The organism is Spirosoma foliorum (assembly GCF_014117325.1).
Classification (GTDB): domain Bacteria; phylum Bacteroidota; class Bacteroidia; order Cytophagales; family Spirosomataceae; genus Spirosoma; species Spirosoma foliorum.
In genome coordinates this window covers 6,135,331-6,151,314 of record NZ_CP059732.1, presented here as the reverse complement: position 1 = coordinate 6,151,314, position 15,984 = coordinate 6,135,331, and the positions used below count along the sequence as shown (strand labels likewise).

General features: G+C 47.6%; 12 protein-coding genes and 1 tRNA gene. 3 read left to right on the top strand and 10 right to left on the bottom strand.

Annotated elements, in window-relative coordinates:
- Window positions 1-137: 137 nt before the first annotated feature.
- From H3H32_RS25960 to H3H32_RS25925, 8 genes are all read right to left on the bottom strand, one after another.
- Window positions 138-1,868 carry a RagB/SusD family nutrient uptake outer membrane protein gene (locus tag H3H32_RS25960; protein WP_182458662.1) on the bottom strand — a complete coding sequence of 577 codons (1,731 nt, stop codon included), beginning with the start codon at window positions 1,866-1,868 and terminating at the stop codon, window positions 138-140.
- Window positions 1,869-1,890: 22 nt separating this feature from the next.
- The gene (locus tag H3H32_RS25955; protein ID WP_182458661.1) at window positions 1,891-5,436 is read right to left on the bottom strand and encodes a SusC/RagA family TonB-linked outer membrane protein; all 3,546 of its coding nucleotides are present in this window, start codon (window positions 5,434-5,436) and stop codon (window positions 1,891-1,893) included.
- 31 nt (window positions 5,437-5,467) lie between these two features.
- Window positions 5,468-6,478, bottom strand: a complete 1,011-nt coding sequence (locus tag H3H32_RS25950) for a FecR family protein (RefSeq protein ID WP_182458660.1) — start codon at window positions 6,476-6,478, stop codon at window positions 5,468-5,470.
- A 58-nt stretch (window positions 6,479-6,536) separates the two neighbouring features.
- Window positions 6,537-7,193, bottom strand: a complete 657-nt coding sequence (locus tag H3H32_RS25945; protein ID WP_182458659.1) for an RNA polymerase sigma-70 factor — start codon at window positions 7,191-7,193, stop codon at window positions 6,537-6,539.
- Window positions 7,194-7,405: 212 nt separating this feature from the next.
- The gene (locus H3H32_RS25940; protein ID WP_182458658.1) at window positions 7,406-7,597 is read right to left on the bottom strand and encodes a cold-shock protein; all 192 of its coding nucleotides are present in this window, start codon (window positions 7,595-7,597) and stop codon (window positions 7,406-7,408) included.
- A 760-nt stretch (window positions 7,598-8,357) separates the two neighbouring features.
- Window positions 8,358-9,437 carry a DNA polymerase IV gene (dinB, locus tag H3H32_RS25935; protein ID WP_182458657.1) on the bottom strand — a complete coding sequence of 360 codons (1,080 nt, stop codon included), beginning with the start codon at window positions 9,435-9,437 and terminating at the stop codon, window positions 8,358-8,360.
- A gap of 53 nt (window positions 9,438-9,490) precedes the next feature.
- On the bottom strand, window positions 9,491-10,153 hold the full coding sequence (locus H3H32_RS25930; protein ID WP_182458656.1) for a GNAT family protein: 663 nt from the start codon (window positions 10,151-10,153) through the stop codon (window positions 9,491-9,493).
- Between the two features lie 71 nt (window positions 10,154-10,224).
- A complete protein-coding gene (locus tag H3H32_RS25925) occupies window positions 10,225-11,127 on the bottom strand; it encodes an MBL fold metallo-hydrolase (RefSeq protein ID WP_182458655.1) in 903 nt (300 codons plus the stop codon).
- A 284-nt stretch (window positions 11,128-11,411) separates the two neighbouring features.
- Here H3H32_RS25925 and H3H32_RS25920 point away from each other — a divergent pair, with 284 nt between their 5' ends.
- The 3 genes from H3H32_RS25920 to H3H32_RS25910 all read left to right on the top strand — a co-directional run bounded on the left by H3H32_RS25920 (window position 11,412) and on the right by H3H32_RS25910 (window position 14,404).
- Window positions 11,412-12,326 (top strand): pirin family protein, encoded by a 915-nt coding sequence (locus tag H3H32_RS25920; RefSeq protein ID WP_182458654.1) that lies wholly within the window; start codon window positions 11,412-11,414, stop codon window positions 12,324-12,326.
- A gap of 237 nt (window positions 12,327-12,563) precedes the next feature.
- The gene (locus H3H32_RS25915; RefSeq protein WP_182458653.1) at window positions 12,564-13,805 is read left to right on the top strand and encodes an MFS transporter; all 1,242 of its coding nucleotides are present in this window, start codon (window positions 12,564-12,566) and stop codon (window positions 13,803-13,805) included.
- A 200-nt stretch (window positions 13,806-14,005) separates the two neighbouring features.
- Window positions 14,006-14,404, top strand: a complete 399-nt coding sequence (locus H3H32_RS25910) for a hypothetical protein (protein ID WP_182458652.1) — start codon at window positions 14,006-14,008, stop codon at window positions 14,402-14,404.
- A 74-nt stretch (window positions 14,405-14,478) separates the two neighbouring features.
- Here H3H32_RS25910 and H3H32_RS25905 read toward each other — a convergent pair.
- Window positions 14,479-14,550: transfer RNA gene (locus H3H32_RS25905), tRNA-Arg, on the bottom strand.
- A gap of 67 nt (window positions 14,551-14,617) precedes the next feature.
- Window positions 14,618-15,892: a GTPase HflX gene (hflX, locus tag H3H32_RS25900; RefSeq protein ID WP_182458651.1), complete on the bottom strand. Its 1,275-nt coding sequence runs from the start codon at window positions 15,890-15,892 to the stop codon at window positions 14,618-14,620.
- Between the last annotated feature and the right edge of the window lie 92 nt (window positions 15,893-15,984).

Sequence of the window (15,984 nt, the reverse complement as noted above, 5' to 3'; positions counted from 1 at the left end):
CTCACGAGGTTTTGACCGGGCTGGCGTTCCAGAAACCTCACGTGTCGGTTATAAGTAACCGACAACACGTCTGGCCGACCAGTCCAGACCAACATAGAAATGGGTAGAGTCTTTCAATTACCCTACCCATTATCTGACTACCAACCTGGATTATTCTTGCCGAGATTCGGGTTGAGGCCAAGCTCGTTTACGGGCAGCGGCCACAAATAATCCCGACTTATGTTAAAGGTGCGTTTGGCGGCTGCTTCGTACAGTACATAGCCATCCTGAAGAGCTGGAGCCGCTGTGCCTGTTGCGTATTCTTTCGGAAAATACTTCGGTCCAATCAGAGCTTGGGGTAATGCTGTTTCGGCGGTCTTCCACCGGATCAAATCCCAATAACGGAAACCTTCGTAGGCAAGTTCTACGGTACGTTCCCGGCGAAGTTCCGTCTTCATGTCCAGCCCATTAGCGCTGGCAAATGCATTGGTTAAAGGCGGTAGCAACGTGGACTGGTTGTTGGTCGCCCGGTTCCGGAGTGCGTTGACCGTTTTATTCAAATCAGCATCACTGATACTGCCGTTTAGCTCAAACGTGGCTTCGGCGTAGTTCAATAAGACTTCACCATACCGGAGTACCATAAAATCGACATAACTATTGCCGGCTACCCAATCGGCTGCGATGTAATATTTCTTGATCCGATAGGCTGTCGTCGGGATAAAATAAGGTGTAAACGAAGATCCATAATAATCGCCTTTCCGGAAGATTGTCATACCCAGACGAGGATCGCGGTTACGGTATTCGGTTAACGTACTAGTCTGGATGGCGGTCGAATCGAACGCTGATTTTCCGGCGGGAAGCCCATCCTTAAACAACACCATATCCATATAAGCACGGGTAGCTACAAGCGCACCTTGCTCGATTACACCCCGGCCGTAGGAGTGAGGTGAAATGCTATTGGTGATATTCTGCCCATATAATCGGGCTAATATTACCTCTTTATTGGCTGTGTAGGTCTCCCCAGCGTACTGGAACAGATAGAAGAAACTACTGTCTTTTCGAGGAGCATACGAAAACAGCGAATGTTTGCCCTCGGTAATCACGGTATTGCTGGCATCCAGTGCTATCTGAAGGTGCTTTGCAGGCGTACCCATATTGGTATACTTCTGGCGAGTGCCCTCAAATAAGCCAACCCTCGATTTGAAGGCCAGCGCAGCACTTCGGGTAATACGCCCATACTCATTGCCACTGGTTGTTGTGAGCAAATCGGGCTGCGGACAGTATTTTGCCGAGAAGTCCAAATCGGCATACACACTGTCAATTATGGTTTCCCGCGCTGTACGCGTGCCGAATAACTGAGGATCATCGGTGGTTAACGTTTTTACGAGGAGCGGCACATCACCAAACCGTTTCGTTAACTCGAAGTAAGCAAACGCCCGGAAGAAACGAGCCTCTCCCCGATACCGGTTAATCGCAGAAGCATCGCCGGTAACGCCCGCTGCCTTCTCGATAATGTTATTGGCCGCCCGGATCAATCGGTAATAATAAGTCCATTCCGTCGACATGGCTGGAGCCGTCGACCGGGACCCATCACTGATTTCGTTCAGAGTGCCCGATGCAACCGAGCCAATATCAGAATAAACATCCTGAACAGGATAAGGTGGAATGGGGGTTGCTCCCGATGCCGCTGCATCTGTAACCGCAGCCAGCGCAGGCAAAAAGGTGTATAGATAGTTACAGCCGAGGGCAAGGTCATTCGGGGTTTTCCAGAAATTTTGATCGGTAACGGAAGTTTGGGCAATCTGATCAAGTTCGTTCTTGCAACCCCAAATGCTTACCGATAGCAGGAATATTCCCAACAAAACCGAATTTTTTTTACGGCGAATCATGGTAAAGGTCAGTTAAGGAATTTTATTGGAATGTTATGTTAAGGCCAAATGAGTACGAGCGGAACAGCGGGTACTGAAAGCTGGCATTCGAGGGGTTTTCGGCATCGTAATACTTATACCACATCTTGTTCTTCTCCCAGATGTCCTGTCCAGAGAAAAAAATACGGGCCTTCGCAATGTTCACTTTCTGAGTTAGTTGCGCTGGAATCGTATAGCCTATCTGTAGGTTTTTCAGGCGTATATAGGCCGCATTCTGCACCCAATGATCCGATACGTTCGTATTCCAGGTGGCACCAACGTAGGGGCGTGGGAAGCGGGCGTTCGGGTTGTCGGGCGTCCAGTAATCTTCATGAATGGCCCAGGGCATCCGCCAGCTATCCGTAAAGGGAATCAGGGCTTTGGCAAACAGGAGCATCTTGCGCTCCCCAACACCCTGAAACAAGGCCGATACATCGAAGCCTTTCCAGGTGGCGCTGAAATTGGCTCCGAAAATATAGCGGGGACTCGTGTTGCCCAGATTGATCAGATCACCATGATCGTCGGCCCGACCTAAACCGGCATTGACTTTCCCATCGCCATTAACATCCTGGAGTTTAATGTCGCCAACGCCCGTTTTGGTATTCTGAAACGCGTGCGATTGTAGATCTTCATTACTGGTAAAATAACCCTGGTCTTTGTAGCCATAAATGGTGTTAAGTGGTAAGCCTGGTAGGTAGGGATTTAGGCCTTCCAGATAGGCGAAGGGCCCGTCGTAGCGTGTTACCTTGTTGGTATTGTCGCTGACGTTCAGGTTGATAGCATAGTTGCCATTTTTGAAGGTGTCCCGCCAGCCCAGCGATGCATCCCAGCCTTTCACCTGAAGCGCTGCCGCATTGGTCGAGCTTGGAGTTACGCCCAGTGTAGCGGGCAAATTCAGTCGGATAAATACGTTGTTGTTGTTACGGACGTAGTAATCGAAGCTACCAGTCAGGCGATTTTTGAATAGGCCGAAATCCAGACCAATGTCGGTGGTTTCGATGATCTCCCAGCCTTTACCGAGCGATGGTAAGGTTGACTGATAGAGGTAAGGCGTATTGGCATTGTTGAATGGATAATTATTTCCGCTTAGTAAAATAGCTTGATAATCATAGTTATACAGATTTGGGTTGGTGGATTGAGCGCCCCCTAATTGGCCCCAGGAACCCCGTAGTTTGAATTCGGTGAAAATGGGGAGGGAATTCGTAAACCATGACTCGGTACTCAAACGCCAGGCCGCCGATGCCGATGGGAACAACGCACTCTGGTAGCCGGGAGCCAGACGAGAACTGGCATCATTCCGCAGGTTGGCTTCCAGAAAATACTTACCGGCATAGTTATAGGTCAGCCGTCCGAAATACGAAACCCAGGTGTTGACTTGGATATTATCGCTTACATTAGCGGGCGATGCCGTAGCCAGCGTGGAATAGTTTAAGGTTGGTAAGTCATTGGATAGCAACGCGGTTTGCTTAGCCAATATATAGTTGTAATTATAGCTCTTGAATTCAAAACCACCGAGCAGATGGAAGTTGTGCTTATCGCCGATTTTCCAATCATAATCGCCCAATGCCTGTACATTTTGTGCAACAGTGGTAGCCCGAGTTTTTTGCAACGAGTTGGTTGTATTGATACTGCCACCCGACACTGGATCTGGTGAGGTCAGGACATAACGGGGCACTGTTCGAAGAAAAAGATCCGAGTTTAACTGCTGAACACGAGGACTATACACTAAGCGCAGGCCAAGCCCTTTGGCCAGATTATCGGCTCGTAGTGTAAAAACACCTTCAATGGTATGCTGCATTGATTTATTATAACCCCCATCTTTCAGGACAGGATAAGCAGCAGAAGTTGTTCCTACGTACGCATATTTGGTATCGTCGCTACCGGGTAGAAAAATAGGGTTTCTGGAGGCACGGACCTGGTACAGATTGTACATCAGTCCACCATCGCCAGCAGCATTAATGGAAGGGGCCTGAACCCTGGCCTGCGTATAGGCAACCCGCGAATCAATACTTAATTTATTACTCAGTTTGGTATTCAGATTTAAACGGGCATTGTAGCGTTGGGCAGCATCGGGGCCAACGTTAAAAACACCTTTCTGATCAAAATAACCCAGCGAAAACAGGTATTGCGTTTTATCGTTTCCCCCGCTTATGCTGACGTTATGGTTCTGAACCGGGCTTACTTTACGAGTCAGAATGTCGAGCTGGTTGGTGTCGAAATAATAGTCGTAACCCCCCGACGAATTCTTGACAACGTTGGTGTCCGGGTCCATTAGCCAGCGAATCTGCTGGTCCGAATAGGCGTAGCTGCCGTTCGTGTTGAACTGGGCCACGTTATTCAACTGAGCCTGCTCCCAGGAGTGCAACAGTTTTGGCTGATTATAAGGCTTATTGAACGTAAACAGACCTGTATAGTCGATCCGCATTTTCTGGGCTGATCCTTTTTTAGTCGTGACCAGAATAACACCACCGCCCGCTTTAGCGCCGTAAATAGCAGCCGCAGCGGCATCTTTCAAAACCGATATATTGGCAATATCATTAGGGTTGATTAATGAAAGATCGCCCTCTACACCATCCACAATTACCAGCGGACTGTTACCCGCATCACCATTGATGGAGGTAGCCCCGCGTATTTGAGCTGCCCAACCTTCCTGACCGGGTTGACCGCTGGTACGAGTAATAATCAGACCGGGAGCGGTTCCCTGTAAGGCTGAAACGGCGTTGGTAACAGGCCGATTTTCAAGGACTTTGGCTTCGATAGTCGATACCGCTCCCGTAATATTTTCTCGTTTTTGAGTGCCGTAACCAACTACCACCACTTCGTTGATGGAGTTGGCTGTGGGTTGTAACTGAAGGCTGATGGCTGTCTGGTTACCAAGCGTTACTTCCTGGGTTTCGTAGCCGATAAACGAGAAAACCAGCGTGCCTTTGGCCTGAGCGTCGGGTACATTCAGTTTATACATCCCATTGCCGTCAGTTGCTGTACCAATGGTAGTCCCTTTTACAACAACGCTTACACCGGGAAGCCCATCGCCGGTTTCGCTCGTGATGCGTCCTGTAATCGGGCGTAGGGCGGGCATGGTTGTGGATACAGGTACCACAGAACGGATCTGGGTAATATCATTGACTGGCTGTAAAGCTACCGATTCGGCAGAGGGGCTGCTGGGTAAGCTCGTGTTTTCTGAACGCGCATTATCCAGGTTTTTGACAGGCGTAATCAGATACGATTTGCCCCGTTTGCGGTACGTTAACCGAAAGGGTCTTAACAGATTATCAAGCCGTTGCTCCAGTTTCCCATTTTGGCGAACGGCATCCATTGATACCGTTAGTCCTTCAATCGTCGATTCTTCATAGAGGATATTGACGCCGAAGGCAAGCCCCCATTCGTTCAGGACGTCTTTAAGAACACGAACTGCCGTAGCCGGACGCGTGGGTTGCTGGTTTAGTGAACGGGCCGATGCCAGGTACTGGGCCTGGATTGGTAAGCCACCGCTGGTCAATAGGAGTACCAGTACAACTACGGGGAAGTAGCTGAGTAATGGTCGCATCATGTGAGTAAGAGGGTTTAGGAATTACAATTAGTTAGTTATCGGATTGATTGGTATAGGGCTGAATGGCAAGGCCTTCTGGAGTTTGGGTAACTTTTAGGTGTAAGAAATCGGCGAGGTCTTCGATCAGTTCATTTGGCTTTTCAGCCGCAAACACGCCGGAGATTTGGCGCTGAGCCAGGGTAGAATCGGTAATATGAACAGTTAAACCAAAGTTGTCGTAAAGAAGCTGGCTAATTTCAGATAAGCTTGTTTGGTCGAAGGTAAAACTGTGTTGTTTCCAACTGGAAAACGTAGCGGGTTGCTCCGTTTTTTTGCGTTGTAGCTGACCCGATTCGCCGAGAGATACCCAGTCTCCGGGCTTCATAAGTACCTGTTTTCCTGCCTGATAGGTCACTTTTACCTTCCCTTGACTAAGAACCACTTTTCGGCGCTGGTCGCGGGCGTAAAGGACAAATTCAGTGCCCAGTACTTCTACCGCAAAGTCGCTGCTGGTTCTGACAACAAACCGCTGATGATTGGCCAGGTGCGTTACCTTAAACTCGGCCTCACCATCGAGTTTCACCTCCCGGCCACGCTGACCAAAACCCCAGCGTGGTACCCGCAGCGTAGAATTGGCATTGAGGGCCACGCGAGTTCCATCACTCAATTGGAACGATTTCGTTTCGCCATAAGCGGTGCGATAGGTTTCGTATCGAATCAAATTCCGGCTCAAATACCCGCCAATCGACAGGGCTAACAGGATCGAGGCTGCCCAGAACCAGACCGTCCGGCTGTTCCAGGATTCACCGCTTGATACAGCAACAAATGGGCTCGGTTCTGGTGCGGTCTCAATTTGCTGCATAGCGGCCCGAAATCGATCTAAGGCAGGCTGCACATCGACATGGTATTGTGGATGCTGACTTTCCCACTCATTGAGGTACTGGTAATACAGTGCCCTGTTGTCGGACTCCTTTAGCCAGTCGGCAATCCACTGCTTTTGTGGGGCTGTACTTTTTCCGGCAAAGAAGTCAAAAAGAAGTTGTTTGGGTGGTGATTCTGGCATGGCTTTCAACGGTCATTTTCAGTACGACAGATTCGAACAGGTTGACCCCATATCGGGATTAAAGAAAAGAAATGAGGCTGAGTAGAATGAGCCATTCGCTAGTTAGGTGAGTACGCAGGCGGGTCAGTGCCCGGCTGATAAGATGTTCAACCGCTTTCTGGCTAATATGCAGCTCGGTAGCTATATCGATATAGCGTTTCCCTTCGTATCGATTGAGCATAAATGCCCGACGGCATTGGGGTGGAAGTGCCTGAATTTCAGCATCGAGTCGATGGGTCAATTCCTGAAAATGAATGATAGCTTCGGGCGTATCGCTATCGATCAGGTCTTCGTCGGTGTCCGGATCGAATGTTTGGGTACGATTCAATTCCTGACGGAGGTAGTTGTAGGATTTATTACGTACCGCCCGGTAGAAGTAAGCACTGTAGCAAACCGTAATTTGCTGGTAGGTAGCGTTTTTCCAAAAGGTTAAAAATACGTCGGACACGAGGTCTTCCGCTACCTCTTTCGATAGCACAAATCGAACGGCATAGCTACACAAATTCTGATAGTAGCGATGATAGAGCAATTCGCAGCCCAGTTTCGGGTCTTGCTCAAAACCACGCCGAATAAGCAGTTCCGGGTCGTCTGTCGATAGCGGCACGGAGTTCGCTTCTTCTGGCATAGCAAACGGAAACGCTTTGGGAGCGTCAGAAAACGGGGATAAGTTTTCCATCAGCTACAAGGTCTGTGTTATAGTACAACCTTATGACAAAATTGGACTGGCATACCCCATGCGACCAAGAAATTATTTTTATAATTCTGTTAGTGCGGACTACTATCCCTTATTTATAGGCGTATGTGAATAGGGAATTGCGCATTAGGGCAAAAAAAAAACATGCCTTGGGAGCATGTTTTTTACAGTGTATATATTGATATATCTTTCGATTAAGCAATTTCTACGTTTACGGCGTTTAAGCCTTTCTTTCCACTCTCGACATTGAATTTCACTTTGTCGTTCTCCCGGATTTGATCAGTCAGACCTGAAGCATGGACAAAGATGTCTTCACCGCCGTCATCGGGGTTAATGAACCCAAATCCTTTGGTCTCATTAAAAAATTTTACAGTTCCTGTTTGCATTTTATTTGAATTTAGGATAAAGGTCGGCAGAATAAACTATAATTCCTACTGTAATAATAGATTTTTTAAGTTATACTGGCATGGTACTGGATCAAAGCCCAGAGTTGACTGGATAAGGTAAATAAATTGCCTTGTGCACAAACCTTCCTTAATGTGCATGCTTGATGAGATACAGTATACGACTGGATAGGAAACAGGCTATAAATCTAAGTTCAATTGTTCGCGCGGCTCGGCGTTACCAGGCGGTGTATTAAACTTATTCCCCTTTTTTAAAACTGACCGCCGAACCCATCTATATTCGACCCGGATTTTAATGTTAATTGTTGTACCGTCCCAAGTGCTTTTAATTGGGGCGTTTTATAGGGTCGTTTCGTTTTTTTTACTGATGCTTGTGAGTTTTCCATAAGTTACTAAGGAAATAGTTTTATGAATGATGGTAGTTAACGTAAAATGGTAGTTGTTTGATAAGAGGCCTACTCTATCTCTACCGCTAAATGATTGAAGTGCTGATAGTGTATAGGCCTTAAAGTGTTTGAAGCAGGAATAGTAAATATAATCTGATAAGTACCTTAACGGATTATTTGGGTGACGAAATGGTAGTTTGGTACACGTAGAGCTTTTTAGCTATTGAAAAGGATTTCGATAAGCCAGTTGCCACAAGGGTTTACTACAAATTGGTAGCCCCTATCTGATTGGTGAGGGGCTGAGATATGCCATATCTTGGAGATATGTATAGGAAGGGTAAGGAAACTACGGGAAACTATAGATCTAGACTCAACTGTCCATTGGGCACGCTAGCTATCGTTTGTAAGCTTGATAACGAGACACCTAGTAGCCGAACGCCTTTAGTCACCGGAAATAGAGAAGCCAGTAAGTCGATACTGATTTTGGTGAATGTTGCCTGATCGGCGATACTACTAAAGGCGGTCCGACTGCGGGTAATCTGCTGGAAATCGGCATACTTCACCTTTAGGGTAACTGTTCGACCTAACACGCCGGTTCGTTCGCAATACTTCCAGACGCTGGCAATCAATGGCGTTAATTCGGCCTCCAGTTCGGCGTTCTCAGTTAGGTCCTGTTCGAAGGTAGTTTCTGATCCAACCGATTTTCGTTCCCGGTCCGGCGTTACTGGGCGGTTGTCGATAGCTTGGGCAATGTTGTAATAGTGGTGCCCCACTTTGCCAAAGTGTTCCAGTAGAAACGCTTCCGATTTCTGGCGCAAATCCAGACCCGTGAAGATGCCCAACTGGTTCATTTTCTCGGCTGTTACACGCCCAATTCCATGAAATTGTCCTACCCTCAATTTCTCTACAAAGGCTAATCCCTGATGTGGTTTAATGACAAATAAACCATCGGGTTTTCGATAATCGGAGGCCAGTTTTGCCAGAAATTTATTGTACGAAACGCCCGCTGACGCTGTCAGGCCGGTTTCCTCTTTGATCTGTTCTTTTATGGTTTTGGCCACTTGTGTGGCTGTCGTTGAGTTGGTTAGACTATCGGTCACATCCAGATAGGCTTCATCCAACGAAAGCGGCTCAATGAGGTGTGTAAATCGGGCAAAAATGCCACGTATCTGGCTGGAAACCGATTTGTACACATCGAAGCGGGGTTTTACAAAAATCAGCTCCGGGCATTTGCGAATGGCGATTGAGGAAGCCATCGCCGAACGAACGCCAAACTGACGGGCTTCGTAACTGGCAGCCGCAACCACGCCCCTTTGTCGGGAACCACCCACAGCCAGGGGCTTGCCCCGAAGATCGGGGTTATCACGCTGTTCAACCGACGCGTAGAAAGCGTCCATGTCAACGTGAATAATTTTTCGGATAGTAGGCTGTTCCATCAATGCAAGCTACGGTAGAGCCAACCGGAGAAACCAGGCGTTTGTTGGCGAGACTAACTATTTCTGTATAAATCTGCCAGTGCGCCAACTGTTTCCCACGAAAAAGGCAGCCAACGATCCCGAATGCTATCGAAGACCTCGGTGGCTGGTTCGCAGGCAAATAATTTGTAATCGAACTTGGGGTAATTGCTGACCAGATAACCGGGGTAATAATAGGCTTTTTGGTGCAATTGGGCGTGCTTCATTTTCTGGAGTATAAGAAATTTTCCCAGACTGTGTTTGCGATAATCCGGATGGTAAAAATTCATAATGCCCGCAATGCTGTGGATGCCATTGTCGAAAACCCCGGCTGCGATCAACTTGGTGCCGTCTCGCACTTCAATGACATAGGTATCAAACACGCTATCGATTACTCCGTTTAGCAGGCAGGATTCAACCGATTCGGGAGCGTCGAAATTGATAGAAGCCCTATACAATGCATACAGATCTTCCAGTTCATCCGAAAGGACAAACGGCTTAACGGCAACGGAGAATTTCTCATTACTGCGTAAAAGCCGGAGTTGTTTAGTTCCATAGGTAACGTCGGCCAGTACAATGCGTAGCCAGTGTACCGCGCAAAGCGAATCATCGAACAACACAAATCGGCAGGTAAAAATGTCCTGCTGCATTCGGAAATACCCTTTGCTCAGGCACAAATCCAGCTTATATCCTTTCATGATTAGGTGGGTGTGATAGCGCGAACGTCTATGGCCTGTTACGTTCGTGCTGATTATTGTCGTAATGTCGGTTACTTACCCGTCGTTATCTCATCATAGGCGGCTTGTAGACTTCTGATGATGCCGTCGCCCTGCCATTCGGTTACGCCCGGAATAACGGTTGCTTTCAGAATTTCCTCTTTGGGTTTGCCTGATTTCACTTCGCTGCCTACAAATACCAGTAGCTTTTCGAGATAGTCTTTGAACGCCTTAATGTCTTCTTTGTTCCCCGTAATTTTTTCGGGATCGAAGGCGTGGCCAAATACGAAGATGGTCTGATTATCGAAAGTCGTCAAGGTTTTGTCGAGGATGGTAATCCAGTTTTTGATGCTGGCCCCGGCACTTTTATCAATAAACGGATACCGACGATTCGACATCAGATCGCCCATGTGCAGGACGTTGGCATTTTCGAAGTGAATTAGCCCATCGCCATCTGTATGGCCCGGCCCGAAATAATACGCCCGAATGCGCTCGCTGCCCACTTTGGTTTTCCAGCCATCTTTGAACGTGGTATCGGGATAGAGCTGCTTATCTTCCGTTTTTGCTTTTTCGGCAACAGCTTTCTGATTTTTCAATGAATTCTCGTGAGCAACCACATGACCAACCATGTCTTTAAAGGCAATATTTCCGGACGTATGATCGCCGTGATGGTGCGTATTGATCAGTAACGGGAATGCTTTATCGTCCGTTTTTTTGAGGGCGTCAATCAAATGTTGCGCCTGTTCAGGAAATTCTGAATCGACAACTACCCAGCCTTCTTTGGTTCGGAGGTAGGCAATCGTGCCGCCTTTTTCGGTGAAGACGCCCACATTGTCACGAACCATCTTCATTTTGAACGGATCATCGGCTAATCGATTGGCAAACAAGGCCTGATGAAACAACGATACACTGCCTAAGGTCAGCGCAGTGTGTTGAACGAAACGTCGACGATTCATGGGATTTTTAATGCTGGTTTAGCGGTTTTCGGGGCAATACTGAACTGATGTGAAAGATACTCAAAAAGCCAATACGAGGAAGCAGTTGCGATGTGGTGTCGGTTACTTCTAACCGACAGTGATAGGTTTCTCAAAACCTATTTGCGCTACGAGTAGGTTTTAAGAAACCTCTCGTGTCAGCTATAAGTAGCTGACACCACATCTCTACAATCGCACCAATGCATACAGTTATCCTCTAACTTAGCTACTGGGAAATCAAATTTCCATACTCCTCTCACTACTTTATGCTCGATCAAATCATTGACGCACGTCAGGCGTCCCTGGGCAATGGATTTGCTGTTCGGCGCATCTTGCCGTACCGACTTCGGCGTATGCTTGGGCCATTCATTTTTATGGATCATGCAGGCCCAGTCAGTTTTACCGCCGACCAGGTACCTAACATGGATGTGTTGCCTCATCCACACATTGGTTTGTCTACGGTCAGTTATCTGTTCGATGGGCAGGTGACACATCGGGATAGTCTGGGTGTGCAGCAGATCATAAAACCGGGTGAAGTTAACTGGATGACCGCCGGGAAAGGCATCGCCCACTCCGAGCGATTTGAGGACCCGGCTACCTTGGTCGGTGGTTCACTGGAAATGATTCAGACCTGGGTAGCCTTACCGGAAGCCGATGAAGAACAGGCGCCAACTTTCGAGAATTACGCATCGGCCGAACTCCCCATTTTTACCGACACAGGAGTCTGGTTACGGTTAATTGCCGGAGATGTGTTTGGTCTTCGGAATAATGTAAAAGTGCATTCGCCTTTGTTTTATGCACACGTAGTTCTGCAGTCTGGCGCTCGGTTTGGGTTGCCACAGGGCTATAGCGAACGGGGTGTTTATGTGGCTAAAGGAAGCGTAGAGGTAGGTGGACGCACGTATGGAGTCGGGCAACTATTGGCATTTACACCGGGTAATGATCCGGTATTGATTGCCCGCGAAACCTGTACACTCATGCTACTCGGTGGCGAACCTTTGGGGCAGCGTTTTATCTGGTGGAACTTTGTTTCGTCGCGCCCTGAGCGGATTGAGCAGGCTAAAGCCGACTGGCTGGCGGGTCGTATTACCCTGCCTCCAAATGACAATGCCGAATTTGTTCCTTTACCCAACGACAAATCAAAGCCAGCCGGAACCCCACCACCCCAGCCACTTTCCTGAAAAGAAACGTACTCAGGCCTTTCGCAGAAAGCCGTGCCACGGTTATTTCTTAACACCAGATAAACCGTGGCAAGGCTTTCTGCGAAAGGCTTGATACTTTTTGCGATTGGTTTGGGTATAAATAAGGCAAAAACATCACTATTCAGTAGAGTAATCCCAGCATGGATCTTTTCGGTTGGTAAATACCTCATTTCCTAAAACCAGACGGCCCTAACGGTCGCATAACTCAACAAAAGAATGGCTAAATCTCGGTGGTACCGACTCTTGCCGATTGCCTTTATTACCTACAGTTTGGCCTATTTAGACCGGGCTAATTTTGGATTTGGAGCCGCTAGCGGCATGGCTGCCGATCTGCACATTACGCCTTCCATGTCGTCGTTGTTAGGCTCCCTGTTCTTTCTGGGTTACTTTTTCTTCCAGGTTCCGGGGGCGGTTTACGCCGAAAATAGGAGCGCCAAAAAGTTGATTTTCTGGTCGTTGATTCTGTGGGGTGGGCTGGCTATGGCAACGGGTATCATCAGCAATTTGAATGCGTTGATTGCCATTCGCTTTATGCTGGGTGTAGTAGAGAGTGCGGTGATGCCCTCCATGCTGCTTTTCCTGAGTCGCTGGTTCACCAAAGCCGAACGGTCGCAGGCCAATACGTTTTTAATTCTGGGTAATCCGGCCACTATTCTCTGGATGTCGGTGCTGTCCGGTTATTTAATTCAATCGGTTGGCTGGCGGTGGATGTTTATTCTGGAAGGGCTTCCGGCCATTATCTGGGCTTTTTTCTGGTGGAGACTCGTTAACGATAAGCCGCAGGATGCCAACTGGCTAACTGAACCCGAAAAGCAAGAACTGGCTGCTCAGTTACAACTAGAACAACAGGGCATTAAACCCGTAAAAAACTATGCCGAAGCCTTCAAATCGAAGGTGGTTATTTTGCTGAGTTTGCAGTATGCCTTGTGGAGTATTGGCGTATACGGGTTTGTGATGTGGCTGCCGTCTATCCTGAATGCGGCCCCTAACATGACGATTGTTAAAACGGGTTGGCTGTCTTCGGTGCCCTATGTACTGGCTATTATAGGTATGTTGAGTGCCTCCTATTTTTCGGATAAAACCCAGAATCGAAAAGCGTTTGTCTGGCCTTTCCTATTAATTGGTGCCCTGGCTTTCTACGGGTCATACCTGCTGGGAGCCGACCATTTCTGGCTGTCATTTACATTGCTTATCGTTGCTGGCGGGGCTATGTATGCACCCTATGGCCCGTTCTTCGCCATCATTCCAGAAATACTTCCCAAAAACGTAGCGGGTGGGGCTATGGCGCTCATTAACAGCCTAGGAGCGCTGGGTTCATTTATTGGCTCCTACATTGTTGGCTATTTGAATGGGGCAACTGGCGGCTTCGGCGCTTCGTACATTTTCATGGCTGGCTCACTGTTGCTGTCGGCACTGATAACATTGGTGGCGGTGAAAAAGCCAGTTTCAAACGGGTAGTGTACCGCAACATGGTAGATAGAGAGATAGCTACTGAACAAGTTCAGCCATATATAGTGCTAGTTGGAAAGTTATTTATGGTCTTTTAGGTGGGATATTAAAGCGCTGTTCTTTTTAAGGTCGGCGTTTTTTTTGTTACCAATACTGAAAATGGTAACTTAGGGCAATAAGGCTTATATAAACATTATCAATCAACCTGAATGGATTTCTTTATGAAGAAAGCTGGTCTACTTATCATCTTAGGCGGTTTACTGGTTTCCTGCGCCCAAGATGTTGGACCAGATGTAACGGATTTAGTTGTAGGGGCTTATCAACTGGTTGACTATCAGTCACCAACGGTCGTTGACCTGATTCCAAATGGCACGTTAAATGCTAGTCAGCAGGATAATCAACACGTACTTATTACGATTAATGGTACGGTAGGTAAAACGAAAATTGCTTATTCCCTTGCTAATGTTCTGGTGGTCAGCGTTGATCGAACGACCACTAATCTGACGATAAAAGGTAAACCCCTGGGGCAGGTAGTCGACAATGGAGTTAGTCGCTATATCTCCTTGACACCCGCTGCTAAAGTGACACTAGGGGCTATGATGTTTTAGATAACTACCTCGTAAGACTAGTTTGACCCTACTAAATGAAAAATGCCGTTTCTGCAGTAGAAACGGCATTTTCGTAGCCTCGACGGGAATCGAACCCGTATCAAGCGTTTAGGAAACGCTTATTCTATCCGTTGAACTACAAGGCCAAAAATTAAACCTATAAAGTCATAGAGACCTTATAGGTTTGTTACGTGCAAAGTTGTCAAAAATCTATCAGCCTGCCAAACCATCGCCATATTCGGCTGATTCAGTGAGGGGTACGTGGAGCCAGTTTGGATAAATCTGGTAATGCCGTTCCTTCACCAGATCGTAAAGCAATTCGCGGAGCTCGCCTACATTCTCGCCAGTTTCTGCCGAAATGAAAGCAACGTAGTCGGCTTTCTGCGTCAGATAGGTTTTCTTAAGGTACTCTAAGGCCGTTTTCCGACGGACGCTAACCGGAATAATAACTTCCTCATGGGAGTCGCTAAATTCATCGTCATCGGTATTTAACGATTCTGTCCATTCGTCTTTGGGAACAAAACGGTCCATTTTGTTAAAAACGAGCACCATCGGTTTATCGGCCGCTTTGATCTCCGCCAATGTAGTGTTAACGACTTCAATCTGCTCCTCAAAATTCGGGTGCGATACATCCACTACATGGACCAGAATATCGGCTTCTCGTACTTCGTCGAGCGTCGATTTAAACGACTCGATGAGCATCGTTGGCAGTTTCCGGATAAACCCGACCGTGTCGGTCAACAGGAACGGAATATTGCCAAGGGTCACCTTTCGCACAGTCGAATCTACGGTTGCGAATAGCTTGTTTTCGGCGAATACGTCAGTTTTGGCCATCGTCCGCATCAGCGTCGATTTGCCCACGTTGGTGTAACCTACTAAAGCTACTCGCACTAATCGGTCGCGCTCTTTCCGGCGTGTCTGGCTCTGTTTGTCAATCTTAGCGAGTTTCTCTTTGAGAAACGAAATTCGGTCTTTCACGATCCGACGGTCGGTCTCAAGCTCTTTCTCCCCCGGTCCACGCATACCAACGCCCCCTTTCTGACTCGTTAAGTGGCTCCACATACGGGTCAGTCGAGGATACATATACTGGTATTGCGCCAGCTCAACCTGTACCCGCGATTGGGCGGTTTGTGCGCGCATGGAGAAAATATTCAGGATGAGCAAGCTGCGGTCAAGCACCTTAATATCCTTAAATTCAGCTTCCAGATTTCGAACCTGTGATGGCGTCAGATCGTCGTCGAAAATGACAGAATCGACTGGGTTATCGAGAATAAACGTTTTAATTTCTTCCAGTTTCCCTTTACCAACAAAGGTGCGATTGTCTGGGTGTTCGAGTTTCTGCGTGAACGATTTAATCGTGGTTACACCCGACGTTTCGGCCAGAAACGCTAATTCATCAAGATATTCTTTGGTTTGGTCGGCAGTTTGCTTTTGCGTAATCAGCGCGACCAACACAGCGGTTTCGGGTGGTTTTGTGTTGTCGATCATGTAAGATTTCTAGTGGTAATTAGGTTGTTATAGCATATGACGAAGTACTAAAACTACGTGTAATAAGCTATAAGCCTGTAAATTATAACGGG

Excerpts from the sequence above, each read along its gene's own strand:
- H3H32_RS25920 (WP_182458654.1), top strand. The coding sequence starts at position 11,412 with ATGCTCGATCAAATCATTGACGCACGTCAGGCGTCCCTGGGCAATGGA.
- H3H32_RS25940 (WP_182458658.1), bottom strand. The coding sequence starts at position 7,597 with ATGCAAACAGGAACTGTAAAATTTTTTAATGAGACCAAAGGATTTGGG.
- H3H32_RS25955 (WP_182458661.1), bottom strand. The coding sequence starts at position 5,436 with ATGATGCGACCATTACTCAGCTACTTCCCCGTAGTTGTACTGGTACTC.
- hflX (WP_182458651.1), bottom strand. The coding sequence starts at position 15,892 with ATGATCGACAACACAAAACCACCCGAAACCGCTGTGTTGGTCGCGCTG.
- H3H32_RS25945 (WP_182458659.1), bottom strand. The coding sequence starts at position 7,193 with ATGGAAAACTTATCCCCGTTTTCTGACGCTCCCAAAGCGTTTCCGTTT.
- H3H32_RS25950 (WP_182458660.1), bottom strand. The coding sequence starts at position 6,478 with ATGCCAGAATCACCACCCAAACAACTTCTTTTTGACTTCTTTGCCGGA.
- H3H32_RS25910 (WP_182458652.1), top strand. The coding sequence starts at position 14,006 with ATGGATTTCTTTATGAAGAAAGCTGGTCTACTTATCATCTTAGGCGGT.
- H3H32_RS25925 (WP_182458655.1), bottom strand. The coding sequence starts at position 11,127 with ATGAATCGTCGACGTTTCGTTCAACACACTGCGCTGACCTTAGGCAGT.
- H3H32_RS25915 (WP_182458653.1), top strand. The coding sequence starts at position 12,564 with ATGGCTAAATCTCGGTGGTACCGACTCTTGCCGATTGCCTTTATTACC.
- dinB (WP_182458657.1), bottom strand. The coding sequence starts at position 9,437 with ATGGAACAGCCTACTATCCGAAAAATTATTCACGTTGACATGGACGCT.
- H3H32_RS25930 (WP_182458656.1), bottom strand. The coding sequence starts at position 10,153 with ATGAAAGGATATAAGCTGGATTTGTGCCTGAGCAAAGGGTATTTCCGA.
- H3H32_RS25960 (WP_182458662.1), bottom strand. The coding sequence starts at position 1,868 with ATGATTCGCCGTAAAAAAAATTCGGTTTTGTTGGGAATATTCCTGCTA.